This is a genomic window from Ancylobacter sp. Lp-2, from assembly GCF_020523795.1.
Taxonomy (GTDB): Bacteria; Pseudomonadota; Alphaproteobacteria; order Rhizobiales; family Xanthobacteraceae; genus Ancylobacter.
Genome location: NZ_JAJALI010000002.1, coordinates 463,153 through 476,644 on the forward strand (window position 1 = coordinate 463,153; position 13,492 = coordinate 476,644).

At 68.3% G+C, this 13,492-nt stretch carries 12 protein-coding genes and 1 tRNA gene; 1 reads left to right on the forward strand and 12 read right to left on the reverse strand.

Going from position 1 to position 13,492, the window contains the following annotated elements:
* Positions 1–107: 107 nt before the first annotated feature.
* The 9 genes from mazG to LGR54_RS06790 form a co-directional block, all read right to left on the reverse strand.
* A complete protein-coding gene (mazG, locus tag LGR54_RS06750; RefSeq protein WP_230361184.1) occupies positions 108–932 on the reverse strand; it encodes a nucleoside triphosphate pyrophosphohydrolase in 825 nt (274 codons plus the stop codon).
* Between the two features lie 96 nt (positions 933–1,028).
* Complete coding sequence (locus LGR54_RS06755; RefSeq protein ID WP_230361185.1) at positions 1,029–1,841, reverse strand: MBL fold metallo-hydrolase; 813 nt, start codon at positions 1,839–1,841, stop codon at positions 1,029–1,031.
* A 19-nt stretch (positions 1,842–1,860) separates the two neighbouring features.
* Positions 1,861–2,634 carry a TatD family hydrolase gene (locus LGR54_RS06760; RefSeq protein ID WP_230361186.1) on the reverse strand — a complete coding sequence of 258 codons (774 nt, stop codon included), beginning with the start codon at positions 2,632–2,634 and terminating at the stop codon, positions 1,861–1,863.
* Positions 2,631–4,184 carry a methionine--tRNA ligase gene (metG, locus tag LGR54_RS06765; protein ID WP_230361187.1) on the reverse strand — a complete coding sequence of 518 codons (1,554 nt, stop codon included), beginning with the start codon at positions 4,182–4,184 and terminating at the stop codon, positions 2,631–2,633. Before metG ends, LGR54_RS06760 begins: the two co-directional genes overlap by 4 nt.
* Positions 4,185–4,255: 71 nt before the next feature.
* Positions 4,256–5,290 carry a DNA polymerase III subunit delta' gene (locus LGR54_RS06770; RefSeq protein WP_230361188.1) on the reverse strand — a complete coding sequence of 345 codons (1,035 nt, stop codon included), beginning with the start codon at positions 5,288–5,290 and terminating at the stop codon, positions 4,256–4,258.
* Positions 5,287–6,003 carry a dTMP kinase gene (tmk, locus tag LGR54_RS06775; RefSeq protein WP_230361189.1) on the reverse strand — a complete coding sequence of 239 codons (717 nt, stop codon included), beginning with the start codon at positions 6,001–6,003 and terminating at the stop codon, positions 5,287–5,289. The genes LGR54_RS06770 and tmk overlap by 4 nt, the downstream gene beginning before the upstream one ends.
* On the reverse strand, positions 5,987–7,264 hold the full coding sequence (locus tag LGR54_RS06780; protein ID WP_230361190.1) for a D-alanyl-D-alanine carboxypeptidase family protein: 1,278 nt from the start codon (positions 7,262–7,264) through the stop codon (positions 5,987–5,989). Before LGR54_RS06780 ends, tmk begins: the two co-directional genes overlap by 17 nt.
* Positions 7,265–7,362: 98 nt before the next feature.
* Positions 7,363–8,550, reverse strand: a complete 1,188-nt coding sequence (locus tag LGR54_RS25990; RefSeq protein ID WP_370638152.1) for a septal ring lytic transglycosylase RlpA family protein — start codon at positions 8,548–8,550, stop codon at positions 7,363–7,365.
* 533 nt (positions 8,551–9,083) lie between these two features.
* Positions 9,084–9,761, reverse strand: coding sequence for a L,D-transpeptidase (locus LGR54_RS06790; protein ID WP_230361191.1), 678 nt, complete (start codon positions 9,759–9,761; stop codon positions 9,084–9,086).
* 121 nt (positions 9,762–9,882) lie between these two features.
* Here LGR54_RS06790 and LGR54_RS06795 point away from each other — a divergent pair, with 121 nt between their 5' ends.
* Positions 9,883–10,785: a LysR family transcriptional regulator gene (locus LGR54_RS06795; RefSeq protein WP_230361192.1), complete on the forward strand. Its 903-nt coding sequence runs from the start codon at positions 9,883–9,885 to the stop codon at positions 10,783–10,785.
* An 18-nt stretch (positions 10,786–10,803) separates the two neighbouring features.
* On the opposite strand, the gene LGR54_RS06800 is transcribed toward LGR54_RS06795, so the two are convergent.
* From LGR54_RS06800 to LGR54_RS06810, 3 genes are all read right to left on the reverse strand, one after another.
* A complete protein-coding gene (locus LGR54_RS06800; RefSeq protein ID WP_304511993.1) occupies positions 10,804–11,493 on the reverse strand; it encodes an HAD-IA family hydrolase in 690 nt (229 codons plus the stop codon).
* Positions 11,494–11,569: 76 nt separating this feature from the next.
* A tRNA-Leu gene (locus tag LGR54_RS06805) sits at positions 11,570–11,656 on the reverse strand.
* A gap of 80 nt (positions 11,657–11,736) precedes the next feature.
* On the reverse strand, positions 11,737–13,431 hold the full coding sequence (locus LGR54_RS06810; protein WP_230361193.1) for a formate--tetrahydrofolate ligase: 1,695 nt from the start codon (positions 13,429–13,431) through the stop codon (positions 11,737–11,739).
* Between the last annotated feature and the right edge of the window lie 61 nt (positions 13,432–13,492).

Consider the following 13,492-nt stretch of genomic DNA (forward strand, 5'->3'; position numbering starts at 1 on the left):
CGAGATTCGATCAAAAGTAGAGGCCCCAAAAACCACGCTCCCGATCTTGTTCGCCGTGCGGCGTCCGGGAGCGTGCCGATCGAAAATTTCCGTCGCCGTTGAACCACTTAGCCGAGTGATTTGGCCTCCTGCCACAAGGCCTCCATCTCGGCGAGACTGGCGTCGGCCGGACGGCGCTCCTCTCGGGCCAGCGCATCCTCGATATGAGCGAAGCGCCGGATAAACTTGTCGTTGGTGCCGCGCAGCGCCGCTTCGGGATCGACGCCGAGGTGACGGGCGAGGTTGGCAACCGCGAATAACAGGTCCCCGACCTCGGCGGCCGCCGCGGCACGGTCGCCGGTCGCGATCTCCGCCTCGACCTCCGCGATCTCCTCGCGGATCTTGTCGATCACCGGGCCGGCATCCGGCCAGTCGAAACCGACGGTCGCGGCCTTCTGCTGGAGCTTGACCGCGCGGGTGAGGGCAGGCGCCCCCACCGGAATGCCCGACAGCACCCGCTCACCCTCGCCGTCCGCCGGCAGGCCTCGCCGTGCCCGCCGTTCGGCCCGCAGGCGTTTCTCTTCCGCCTTGATCTCGGCCCAGGCCTGGTTGACCGCCGCGACATCGCGGCCCTGATCAGCACCGAACACGTGCGGATGGCGCCGGATCATCTTGGCGGTGATCGCCGTCACCACGTCACCGAAATCGAACAGCTGCTGCTCGCGCGCCATCTGCGCGTGAAACACGACCTGCAGCAGCAGGTCGCCAAGCTCGTCGCACAGATCCTCGGGATCCTGGCGCGCAATGGCATCGGCAACCTCGTAGGCCTCCTCGATGGTGTAGGGCGCGATGGAGGCGAAGTCCTGCTCGAGGTCCCATGGGCAGCCGGTGACCGGGGTGCGCAGCGCCGTCATGATCTCGATGAGGCGTTCAATGTCGCGGGAGGGCGTCACGATATCGGGGCTCCGCGTTTATCTCAGGAAGTCGCAGAAGACATATTATGGAAAATATTTTGATAGTGCTTTGGGTGAAGCTTACCGTTCAAGCCTCTACCCAGGCGTCGCTAATGTGATCTGCATGCCGTCATGTGCCGGCACGATGTGGGACGGCAGTTCGGCGGCCAGCCGGCGATAATCCAGATCGGTGTGCAGATTAGTCAGCACGGCGCGACGCGGCTGCATCCGCTCGATCCAGTCCAATGCCTCGCTCACCGATAGATGCGTCGGGTGCGGCGTGTAGCGCAACGCATCGATGATCCAGGCGTCGAGCCCCTCCAGATAAGGAAGGCTCTCGGCCGGAAGGTCGTGCAGATCCGGGCAATAGGCGAGGTCGCCAAAGCGGAAACCGTAGGCAATGATCGCCCCGTGGAACATGCGGAACGCCGTCGCCTCGATCGGGCCGCCGGGACCTTCGACACGGATGGTGTCGCCATGTCCGAAGCGGTGCTCGTCGAGGATGGGCGGGTAGTCGCTGCCGGGCGGCGACTGGAAGCAGTAGCTGAACCGATTGTTGAGGATCACCGAGGTTTCGGCGTCCAGGAACACGTTCATCCGCTTGCGATGCAGGATGGTGAGCGGGCGCAGATCGTCGATGCCATGCGTGTGATCGGCATGCTCATGGGTGAACAGCACTGCGTCGAGCCGGTCCACGCCGGCATCGATCAGCTGCTCGCGCAGGTCAGGGGAGGTATCGATCAGCAGCCGGGTGACCGGCCCGCCCTCCCCGTCGGAGCGCTCCACCAGCAGCGAGCAGCGCCGCCGCCGGTTGCGCGGCTCGGCCGGGTCGCAGGCACCCCAGCCCTGCCCCACCCGCGGCACGCCACCGGAAGAACCGCAGCCGAGGATGGTGAAGGTCAGGACCATGGGCGCGGACGGCTCGCTCTCAATGGGCGCGGGAGAACAGGCGGAAGAAATTCTCGGTGGTCAGCTCGGCAAGGGCCTCCGGGGCGATCCCGCGAGCCTCGGCCAATATACGCGCCGTCTCGACGACATATGAAGGCTCGTTGCGCTTACCCCGCCACGGATTGGGCGCGAGATAGGGCGCGTCGGTCTCCACCAGCAGCCGCTCGGCCGGCAGGGTCGCCGCAATCTCGCGCAGCGGCGCGCCGCTCTTGAAGGTCAGGATGCCCGAGAACGACACATAGCCGCCAATGGCGACCGCCCGGCGCGCCAGTTCGGCGCCGGCGGTGAAGCAGTGCAGCACGAAGGAAAAAGCGCCCTTGGCGTATTCCTTCTCCAGCACCTGCGCGACATCGTCATCCGCCTCGCGCGCATGGATGACGAGGGGCAGGCCGGTCTGCCGCGCAGCGGCGATGTGCAGGCGGAAGCCGGCCATCTGATCGTCGCGCGGCGCGGTATCGTAGTGATAGTCCAGCCCGGCTTCGCCGATGGCCACCACCTTGGGATGGTCGGCGGCGGCGAGAAGCTCGGGGAGGGTGACGTCGCGCTCCTCACCGGCATTGTGCGGGTGCGTGCCGACCGAGCAGAACACGTCGTGGAAGCGCTCGGCGATCGCCCTCACCTCGCCCGAACGGCGCACCCGCGTGCCGATGGTCACCATGCGGCCGACGCCCGCTGCGCGGGCACGCTCCACTACCGCGTCGAGCTCTGAGGCGAAGTCCGGGAAATCGAGATGACAGTGGCTGTCGACGATCATGCGCTCGGCGCTTCCGGCTCGACGTAGCGCGGGAACACCGGCGCCGGGGCGGGCAGGAGGGTACCGGCGACCAGACGCCCGCCCTCCCCCAGTGTGGCGAAATCGCGGGTCTCAGCCGGAACGGCGAGCAGATCCAGCAGCTTGGCCGCGCTGTCGGGAATGAAGGACTGAGCAAGCACCGCCACCTGCCGGATCACCTCCGCGGTGGTCCACAGCACGGTGCCGAAGCGCTCCGGCGCGCTCTTGCGCAGTTCCCACGGCGCCGAGGCGGCGAAATAGCGGTTGGCATCCGCCACCACTGCCCAGATGACGGCCAGCGCCTGGTGGATCTGCTGCTCGTCCATGGCATTGCGCGCGGCCGACAGCATACCGTCGGCGCTGGCCAGCATGGTCGCGTCCTCGGCCGACAGCACGCCGCGCTCGGGCAGCACACCGCCGAGGTTCTTGGCGATCATCGACAGCGAGCGCTGGGCGAGGTTGCCGAGATCGTTGGCGAGATCGGCATTGGTGCGGGCGACGATCGCCTCGTGGCTGTAGGAGCCGTCCTGGCCGAACGGAATCTCGCGCAGCAGGAAATAGCGCAGCTGATCGACGCCGTAGGCGGCAGCGAGATCGAAGGGGTCGATGACGTTGCCGACCGACTTCGACATCTTCTCCCCGCGATTATGGATGAAGCCGTGCGCGAACACGGTCTTCGGCACCGCAAGGCCCGCCGACATCAGGAAGGCCGGCCAGTACACCGCGTGGAAGCGGATGATATCCTTGCCGATGACGTGCAGGTCGGCCGGCCAGAACCGCTTGAACAGTTCGCTGGCGTCGTCGGGAAAGCCGACGCCGGTGATGTAGTTGGTGAGGGCATCGACCCACACATACATCACATGCGCGTCGTCCCCGGGCACCGGCACGCCCCAGGAGAAGGTGGTGCGGCTGATCGAGAGGTCCTGAAGACCGCCCTTCACGAAGCTCAGCACCTCGTTGCGCCGACTCTCCGGCCGGATGAAGTCGGGGTGCGCCTCGTACCAGGCCAGCAGCTTGTCCTGATAGGCGGAGAGGCGGAAGAAATAGCTCTTCTCCTCGGTCCACTCGACCGGCGTACCCTGCGGGCCGAGGCGCACGCCATCGGCGTTCACCGTGGTCTCATCCTCGGCGTAATAGGCCTCGTCGCGCACCGAATACCAGCCGGAATAGGCGCTGAGATAGATGTCGCCACTATCAGCCATGCGCCGCCAGATGTCCTGGCTCGCGGCGATGTGGTCGGCATCGGTGGTGCGAATGAAGCGGTCATAGTCGACGCGCAGCAGCGCATCCATCGCCTTGAAGCGATCGGAGTTCTTCGTCGCCCACTCGAACGGCGTCAGCCCCTGCTTTTCCGCCGTCTGCGCCATCTTCAGCCCGTGCTCGTCCGTGCCGGTGAGGAAGCGCACGTCGTAGCCGTCCAGTTTCTTGAAGCGGGCGATGGCATCGGTGGCGATCTTCTCATAGGCATGGCCGATATGCGGCGCGCCGTTCGGGTAGTCGATGGCCGTGGTGATGTAGAAGGCGGGTTTCACGAGGCGTAATCCTGGCACGATCTGGCGGCGGCCGGACCGACAGGCTGCCTCGTGCAGGCGGTGCCGAAAGCTTATGGCCCTACCGCCTCGTGGAGCGATGCGAAGATCCGGAAGACGAACGTCTTGCGATCGAGATTATAGACATCCGCGTCGATCGCAGCGCGGCGAACCTTCTCCCACACCTCCGGCAGGCGTGCAAGGCGCACGCCCGGGCTTTGCACCCTCCCCGTGGCGCGGTCGGATATCCAGTTGTCCACGGCGGCGATGAAGCTCTCGGCGCCGCCCTCACGGTCCGCCTGCAGCTTGTCGCCGAGGCTGTGAAGCGCCTTTGGATCGATACGCGGCAGCTGCGCCAGCAACTCATTGGTGGCGCGGCGCACGGCCAGGCGGTCGGCGGAGAGCAGGGCCAGCGCCTCGCGCACGCTGCCTTCGCTCGCCTCCGCCGCCTCGGCGAAGCGTTCGCGCACCAGATCGGGCATCCGGCCGGCGAGATGGTCGAGCGCCTCCGTCACCTGTTCCGGCGATAGGGCCCGCAGGGACAAGGCACGGCAACGCGAGCGGATGGTCGGCAACAGCCGCCCCGGCGCGTGGCTGACCAGCAGGAACAGCGCGTTGTCCGGCGGCTCCTCCAGCGTCTTCAAAAGGGCATTGGCGCCCTGCGCGTTCATCTCGTCGAGCGTGTCGACGACGCAGACCCGCCAGCCTCCCAAAGCCGCCGTCGAACCGAAGAAGCTCCGCACCCGCCGCACCGTCTCGGCCGGAATGGCGGTCGGCAGCTTGCCGGCATCGTTCGGCATCCTTCGCAGGACCAGCAAATCGGGATGCGACAGCGCCGTCACCTGCCGCGACACCGGATGATCGGCGCCGATCTCCAGCGTGCCGGCCGGCGCGCGGCCGCCGGAAAGCACAAAGCGCGCAAGGCGATAGGCAAATGTCGCCTTGCCGACGCCCTCCGGCCCGCCGATCAGCAGCGCGTGCGGCAGCCGGCCAGCATCCCAGGCCTCACGCATGGCGGCCTCCGCCTCGGCATGGCCGATCAGCAGATGATTGGCGCGCGGCGTCGGCGCGGTGCCGAAGCGGTCGGCCTCGATGATGGCGTCGCTCATGATGTCTTCCTGGACCGGCTCCGGCCTGCCGGCAAGGGCAGGCGTTCGCCGACGACGCGCCAGATGTCGGCCGCGACGACTTCGATGTCGCGAAGGCCGTCGATCACGGCGCAACGCTCAGGCTCAGCGCGCGCGAGATCGATGAATGCCTCGCGCAAGTGCTGGTGAAAGCTCAGGCTTTCGCTCTCGAAACGGTCGGCGGCCGCGCCGGAACGGGCGGCCGCGCGGCTGAGCCCGGCCTCAGCCGGTACGTCGAGGATCAGGGTGAGATCGGGCCGCGTCTCGCCCACCGTCACCACCTCGAGCTCGCGCAGCAGGCCGGCATCGACCTGGCCAAGCGCCCCCTGGTAGACGCGGGTGGAGTCGGCGAAGCGGTCGCAGATCACCCAGCGTCCGGCGGCGAGTGCGGGGCGGATGGTGGCGTCGAGATGATCGGCGCGGGCGGCGGCGAACAGGGTCGCTTCCGCCAATGGTCCCAAGGGCTTGGCGGCACCCGACAGGATGACGTGGCGCAGGATTTCCGCTCCCGCCGAGCCGCCGGGCTCGCGGGTGGTGACGACATCGAGCCCGGCCTGCCGCAGGCGTTCGGCAAGCAGGCGCACCTGCGTGGACTTGCCGGCGCCCTCGCCGCCCTCGAAGGTGACGAACCGCCCCGAGACCGGCGGCCGCACGGTGCGGCGGCGTGGCGCGCGCGGCTTAAGTGGCTCTGGCATAAGCACTCTTCAGCTTGCTGAATCCCTCGCGGGCAAGGCCGACCACGAGTTCATAGGCGCCGTCCAGCGCCCGGCGCCAGAGCGGGCCCTCCGGCACATCCTCGGCCGCGACCAGCGGAACTTCCAGCGCCAGCTGGTCGCCGCGCATCACCCGCAGCCGGGCGAGCTCGGTCCCGGCCTTGACCGGCGCGTCGATCGGGCCCTCGTAGAGGATGCGGGCATTGATCCGCTCGCCGCCGCTGCGCGGTACCAGAAGGCGGATCGGCGCGGTGCCGACCAGAGGGATGCCGGCACGCGCGCCGCCATAAAGCGTCGCTTCGCCAACCACTTGGCCCTTATCGAACAGCAGCTGCGACTCGAAGGAACGGAAGCCCCATTCGAGCAGCTTGCGCGCGTCCTCGGCCCGTTCCTTGTCGGTCTTGGCGCCGAGCAGCACCAGAATCAGCCGCTGCTCGCCCTGCACCGCCGAGCCGACCAGATTGAAGCCGGATTCCTTCAGATAGCCGGTCTGGAAGCCGTCCGCGCCCAAGCTCATGCTCAGCAACGGGTTGCGGTTGTTCTGACGGATCTTGTTCCACAGGAAGTCGCTCTCGGAGTAGACCTTGTAGTTCTCCGGGAACGTGCGGATGATGTAGGCCGCCAGCCGCATCATGTCGCGCGCGGTAGTGAGTTGCGAGGGGTCCGACAGCCCGCTGGAATTGGCGAATACCGAATTTGTGAGGCCGATTTTCTTGGCCTCTTCATTCATCTTCTGCGCGAAAGCGAGCTCGTTGCCGGAAATGCCTTCGGCCAGAATCATCGTTGCGTCGTTGCCGGAGGGGATGATGGCGCCGCGCAGCAGGTCGGAAACCTTGATCGAGGTGTTGAGGCCGGCAAACATGGTGGCGCCGCCCGCGGGCGCACCGCCACGCCGCCACGCGTATTCACTGACCTTGAACTCGCTGTCGAGCGTCACCCGCCCTTCCGCAAGTTCTTGAAAAACCACGGCTACCGCCATCATCTTGGCGATGCTGCCAGGGGCGACGGGGGTATCGGCCCCTCGCTCGAACAGCACGGTGCCGCTGTCATAGTCGACCAGAATCGCCTGCGGCGTGGCGATAGCCGGCGGCTGGACCTGCGCGCTCGCGGGAACGCAAATCAGCCCGGCAACCAGAGCAGCGCCGAGGCCGATGAGGTGTACGATGAGAGCGAAACGTAGGCCGATCCGGCCGATCAGGCCAGATTCGGTGGCGACAGGTGATGACAGCTTGCCCGACGACATGGCCGACGACCCTCCGCGCAGGCCGGAAGAGTTAGCAGCCGACGCCCCGAGGAGCAATCAGCGCCTCCGGCGACGCGCCGAACCGGTCGTCGAATGTGTCAGTACAGACCCTGGCCGGTGGCTGCGCCCTGCGACGGGGAGTAGCTCATGACCGGCTGCGCACCGACCACCCAGCCGGCAGCGGCAAGCGACTGCTGCTGAGTCGGCTGCGGGGCGGGCTTGGGCGCCATCTGGGCGACCGCCGCCGGCGCATTGGCCGGGACCGGACGGGCGGCGACGGGAGCGGGCCTGGCCGCCGGAGCGACCGCGACGGCGGCCGGCCGGGCAGCGGGAGCCGCGGCGACGGGCGCCGCCACCGGCTTGCTCGCCGGCTTGGGCGGCAGCGGGGCGAAGGCGACCTGCTGCGGCGCGGGAGCGGGCGGAGCCACCACGGCGGCGGCCTGCTGCGCCGGACGGGCGACGCGCACCGGACTGACGGCATAGGCGCTCGCCACCACCGGACCGGCGACCGGCGCTTCGGCGACGTCCTCGGCGCTGGGCTCGCCGAGCTCGAACGGACGGCTCGGCGGCAGCGGCACATTGGCCGCGACGGCGGCAGTGGCAGGCTTACCACCGGCCGAGGCGAACAGGCCGGAGGACAGCGCCGGCAGGCGCGGCAGCTTCGGCGCGGCCGAGGCAAGCATGGTGGTCGGGATGACCTGCTTGCCGTTCTCGCGCAGCGTGGAGGCGAGCTGGATGTCGTCCGACCCCTCAAGCGGGGCGCGGCCGACATATTCCACCCGCACGCGGGCGGTGCCGACACGCTTGAAGCCGAGCAGATCGGCGGCGCGCGAGGAGACGTCGATGACGCGGTTGCCGTGATACGGCCCACGATCATTGACGCGCACCACCATCGAGCGGCCATTGCTGATATTGGTGACCTTGACGTAGCAGGGCATCGGCAGGGTCGGGTGCGCGGCGGCGATCGACTGCATGTCGAACACTTCGCCATTCGCCGTCAGGCGACCGTGGAAATCATCGCCATACCAGGAGGCGAGGCCCTCGGCGCGGTAATTGGTGTTCTCGTAGGGCGTATAGACCTTGCCGGCCACCGTATACGGCTTGCCGACGCGATAGGTACCGCCGCCCTTGGGAACCGGATCGCCCGGCTTCACCACGCGCGGGCTCGCCGCCACGCCGTATTTGGGATCGATCTTGCTGGTGAGCTTGTTGTCACCCGTGCAGTTGGCGACCATCAGGCCGACACCGACAAGAACCGCGACACGGCAGACCCCCGAGAGGTCCATCGAAATCAACCGCGCCGATTTTTTGCCGGCAACCCGACCTCGAGCCGTTTCCTGCCCCATGCACCCGACCGTTCCGTTGGCATCCGTCGCGGCACCTTGAACGCTGGTACCGAAATTCTAGCGGATGCGAACCCACATTCGGGACATCGGGCCACCCACCCGATCCCCCACTCCTTATGTCACAGGAGGCCGCCCAAGTGCGGCAAAAATGCGACGCACATTACAATATGGTAAACAAACGGTAAGCCGACGTTCAGGAAAGCCCAGTCGCGACAGGGCTTTGGGCATGCTGAGCCGGCGCTCCAAGGCAGCCGGCCGGCGCGCCGGTGGCGGGAATACGGCAGCAATCTGGGACAGGCCGAGACCGTTGCCAACGGGATTCCGTCGGCATCCACAGGGACGATATGGCAGGCGGAAGACCCGGCCGGCCGAGCGGCGAGGACCCTGCGTAAGCGCCGCGTCGCGGGCGTCAGGAGCGCCGTGAGCCCCCTGCCCCGCCCGCCAACGGCGCGATCAGCGCTCAGGCCGCCGTGTCAGGCAACACCCGGAGCGCCGGCCGGCAGCACGATCACCTTCGAGCCGGTGGGAACCCGGCGATAGAGATCGATGATGTCCTGGTTGAGCAGCCGGATGCAGCCGGAGGACACCATGGTGCCGATCGACCACGGCTCGGTGGTGCCGTGCAGGCGGTAGAGCGTGTCGCGGCCATCCTTGTAGAGGTAGAGCGCGCGCGGCCCGAGCGGGTTGGTCGGGCCGCCGGGCAGGCCGTCGCGATAGGGGCCGTAGCGCTCCGGCTCGCGGGCGATCATGCTCGGGGTCGGCGTCCAACGCGGCCACTGCGCCTTGCGGGCGATGATCGCCTCGCCCTGGAAATTGAAGCCTTCCTGCTTGCCGACGCCGACGCCGTAGCGGATCGCCCGGCCGTTCTCGCGCACCAGATAGAGAAAGCGCCGGTTGGGATCGACCACCAGCGTGCCGGTCGGTTCGGCGCCGCGATAGGCAACCTCCTGGCGCAGGAACTGCGGGTCGATCTCGGAGATGTCCACCGCCGGCACCGGGAAGGGCTCGCCATCCACCGGGCCATACATCGCCGCCCAGCGCGGATCGACCGTCGGGGTCGCGGCGGTCGGGGCCGGGAGGCGGCCCTGCGTCGCGCAGCCGGCCAGAAAAAGCGGGGCACCGATGAGCGCGGCACGACGGGTAAGCAGCATGATTCTCCAGAGCCTCAAATGAGCGAATGCGCGGCAGCAAGCCTCATGGCCGCAGCCATGTCCATATGGCATAATGTGATTGTGATCATAACTTTGAGATATGACACTTCCCGGGAGAACCATGGACCTGTCGCTGGCGCTGCGCGCCTTCATCCGCACGGTGGAAAAGGGATCGGTGACCGGCGCGGCCCGCGATCTCGACATTTCGCAGCCGGCGGTCACCAAGCATCTGCGCAATCTCGAACGCCATGTGAACGCACGATTGCTTGAGCGTTCGGCGCGGGCGGTGCGCCCGACCGCGCAGGGACAGGCGCTGTTCGAGGCCTCGCGCGCGGCACTCGCTTCCATCGACGCGGCGCTGGAAGGGGTGCGGCGCGACAGCGGCCGGATCGAAGGTACGCTGCGGCTGTTCGCACCCGCCTGCATCGGCACCCAGTGCCTGCACCCGCTGCTGGTCGAGTTCCAGCGCGATCATCCCGGCGTCGTCGCCGACCTGGTGCTGGATGGCCGGACGGTCGACCTCGTCTATGAGAATTTCGACCTTGCCTTGCGCTATGGCCGACCGGAGGGAAGCGACATCGTCAGCCGCCGGATCGGCATGGTGCGCCGGGTGCTGGTCGCCTCCCCCGCCTATCTCGCCGAGGCCGGACCGATCGACACCCCGGAGGATCTCGCCGCGCGGCCGCTGGTGGCGACCACCGGAGCGCTCTCCGAGCGCGACCGGCTGGTGCTTGTGCGCGACGGCGAGACCTCCGAGCTGGCGGCCAACCTGAAGCTGCGCACCAATGTGGCGCAGGTGCTGGTGCGCAGCCTGAGGGAAGGGCACGGGCCGGGGCCGGTGCAGAAGCTGCTGGTGGCCGACGAACTGGCGCGCGGCGAGCTGGTGCGCATCCTGCCGGACTATGAGGCGAAACCGAGCGAGCTGTTCCTCGCCCTCCCCTCGACGCGCTTCCTGCGTCCCGCGGTGCGCGCCTTCGTCGACTTCATCGTGCCGCGGCTGAAGGCGATTGATGGCATCGACTGAGCGCAGGGTGGCGTCCGTTCAGGGCGCCCCCTTCCCTGCCCGCTCCCGCGCCGTCGGGCAGGTGAGGTGCAGCGTGCCGCCGACGGTGACCGTGGTGGCGAGGCCGAGATAATCCGGCACGGTGACGTGCGGGGTTTCCAGCGGATGGGAATGGGTGTGGCCGATCACCAGCACCGCGCCGCCGGACGCCTCCCCGGCGGCGATGCCGGCCGGCGCGTCCTCGAACACCAGGCAATCCTGCGGACGCACGCCCAGCCGCTCGGCGGCGAGCAGATAGCCGTCCGGCGCCGGCTTGCCGCGCACTATGTCCTCGGCGCAGACCATCCGCGCCGGCGGCGTCAGGCCGGCCGCGCGCAGCCGGGCTTGCGCCAGATCGCGGGTCGCCGAGGTGACGATGGTCCAGCGCTCGGCCGGCAGCGCCTCAAGGAAGGCGACGGCGCCGGGAATGGGCGCGATGCCGCCGACATCCTCGATCTCCGCCCGCGTCACCCAGGCGGCTTCCGCCTCGATGTCGAGGCCGGGAATGTTGGGCGCCTGCCGGCGGATGGTGTCGATCGCCTGCACGCCGTGAATGGTCGGCAGGAAGCGCGCGACATCGAGGCCGTGCCGCTGCGCCCAGCGGGTCCATACCCGCTCGGCCGCCGCGATGGAGGTGAGCACGGTGCCGTCCATGTCGAAGAGGAAGGCGGCGAAATCCCGGTCGAACAATCCAGGCACTCCCCGTGCGGGCCGTCTCGCACGATCAAGATGAGACGCGCACCGGACGGCGCCGGTGCGGAAGGGGTGGTGCGGACGACGGGACTCGAACCCGTAAGCCTTTAAGGGCGCAAGATTTTAAGTCTCGTGCGTCTACCAGTTTCGCCACGTCCGCCGAAAGATCGACTTACCACCGGAGCGTGCCGCGCCGGTGCGGGCCGTGCAACCCAGACTATAGGATCTCGCCGGGCGCCCTCAGCTCAGGCCGGCGATGAAGCCGGTCTCGTCGACATAGATGTTCTCCGCCGCCGGATGCGAGGGCAGGCCGGGCATGGTCATGACGTCGCCGCACAGCGCGACGACGAAGCCGGCGCCGGCCGAGAGCCGCACGTCCCGCACCGGCAGCACGAAGCCGGACGGCGTGCCGCGCAGGCCGGGATCGGCGGAGAAGCTGTACTGCGTCTTGGCCATGCAGACCGGCAGGTCGCCATAGCCGAGCCCCTCGAAATCCGCGAGCTTCTTCAGCGCCCCGCTGTCGAAGGCCACCGAGCCGGCACGGTAGATGTGGCGGGCGATCGACTCGATCTTCTGCACCAGCGGCAGATCGTCGTGATAGAGCACCTTGAAGTCGGACGGGCCGTCGGCGAGCCGCACCACCGCCTCGGCGAGGCCGGTGGCGCCGGCCGAGCCCTCGGCCCAGTGGTTGCACAGATGCACCTCGGCGCCGACCGCGGCGCAGGCCTTCTCGATCTCGGCGATCTCGGCCGGCGTGTCGGAGGTGAAGCGGTTGATCGCCACCACCACCGGCAGGCCGTAGGACTTCATGTTCTCGATGTGGCGCACCAGGTTGCCGGAGCCGGCGCGCACCGCCGCCGGGTTTTCCGGGCCGAGATCCTTCTGAGCGATGCCGCCATGCATCTTCAGCGCCCGCACCGTGGCGACGATCACCACCGCCGAGGGGGCGATCTCGCCCTGCCGGCACTTGATGTCGAGGAACTTCTCCGCGCCGAGATCGGCGCCGAAGCCGGCCTCGGTCACCACGTAATCGGCGAGGCCGAGCGCGGTGCGCGTCGCCACCACCGAATTGCAGCCATGGGCGATATTGGCGAACGGCCCGCCATGGACGAGGGCGGGCGTGCCCTCCAGCGTCTGCACGAGGTTGGGCTGGAAGGCGTCGCGCAGCAGCGCCACCATCGAACCGGTAACCTTCAGCTGGGCGGCGGTGACCGGATGGCGGGCGCGGGTATGCGCCACCACCATGCGGCCGAGCCGCTCCTCCAGATCGTCGAAGGAACGGGCGAGGCAGAAGATCGCCATCACCTCGGAGGCGACGGTGATGTCGAAGCCGTCCTCGCGCGGGAAGCCGTTGGGCGGGCCGCCGAGGCCGACGGTGACATGGCGCAGCGCGCGGTCGTTGAGGTCGACGACGCGGCGCCAGTTGATGCGGCGGGCGTCGATGTCGAGCGCGTTGCCCCAGTAGATGTGGTTGTCGATGGCGGCGGCGAGCAGATTGTGCGCGGCGCTGATGGCGTGGAAGTCACCGGTGAAGTGCAGGTTGATGTCCTGCATCGGGATGATCTGCGCCCGTCCGCCGCCGGTGGCGCCGCCCTTGGAGCCGAACACCGGACCGAGGCTCGGCTCGCGCAGCGCGATGGCGACCTTCTTGCCGATGCGCGCCAGCGCGTCGCCCAGCCCGATGGTGGTGGTGGTCTTGCCCTCGCCGGCCGGCGTCGGGTTGATGGCGGTGACGAGGATGAGCTTGCCGTCGGCCTTCGCCTCGGCCGGATGCACCGCCTCGAGCGCGATCTTGGCCTTGATGTGCCCGTAGCGGAACAGCACCTGCGGATCGAGCCCCAGCTGGGCGCCGATCTCCTCGATCGGCCGCGGGGTCACCGTGGCGGCGATCGCCGCATCGCTGTTCGGATCGATCTTGCGCGCGCCGCGATCCATCGCCGTTCCTGACATTCCCATTCCCGTCATTCCGTTCCGCGCCGCCTTAGAGCACGCCGGG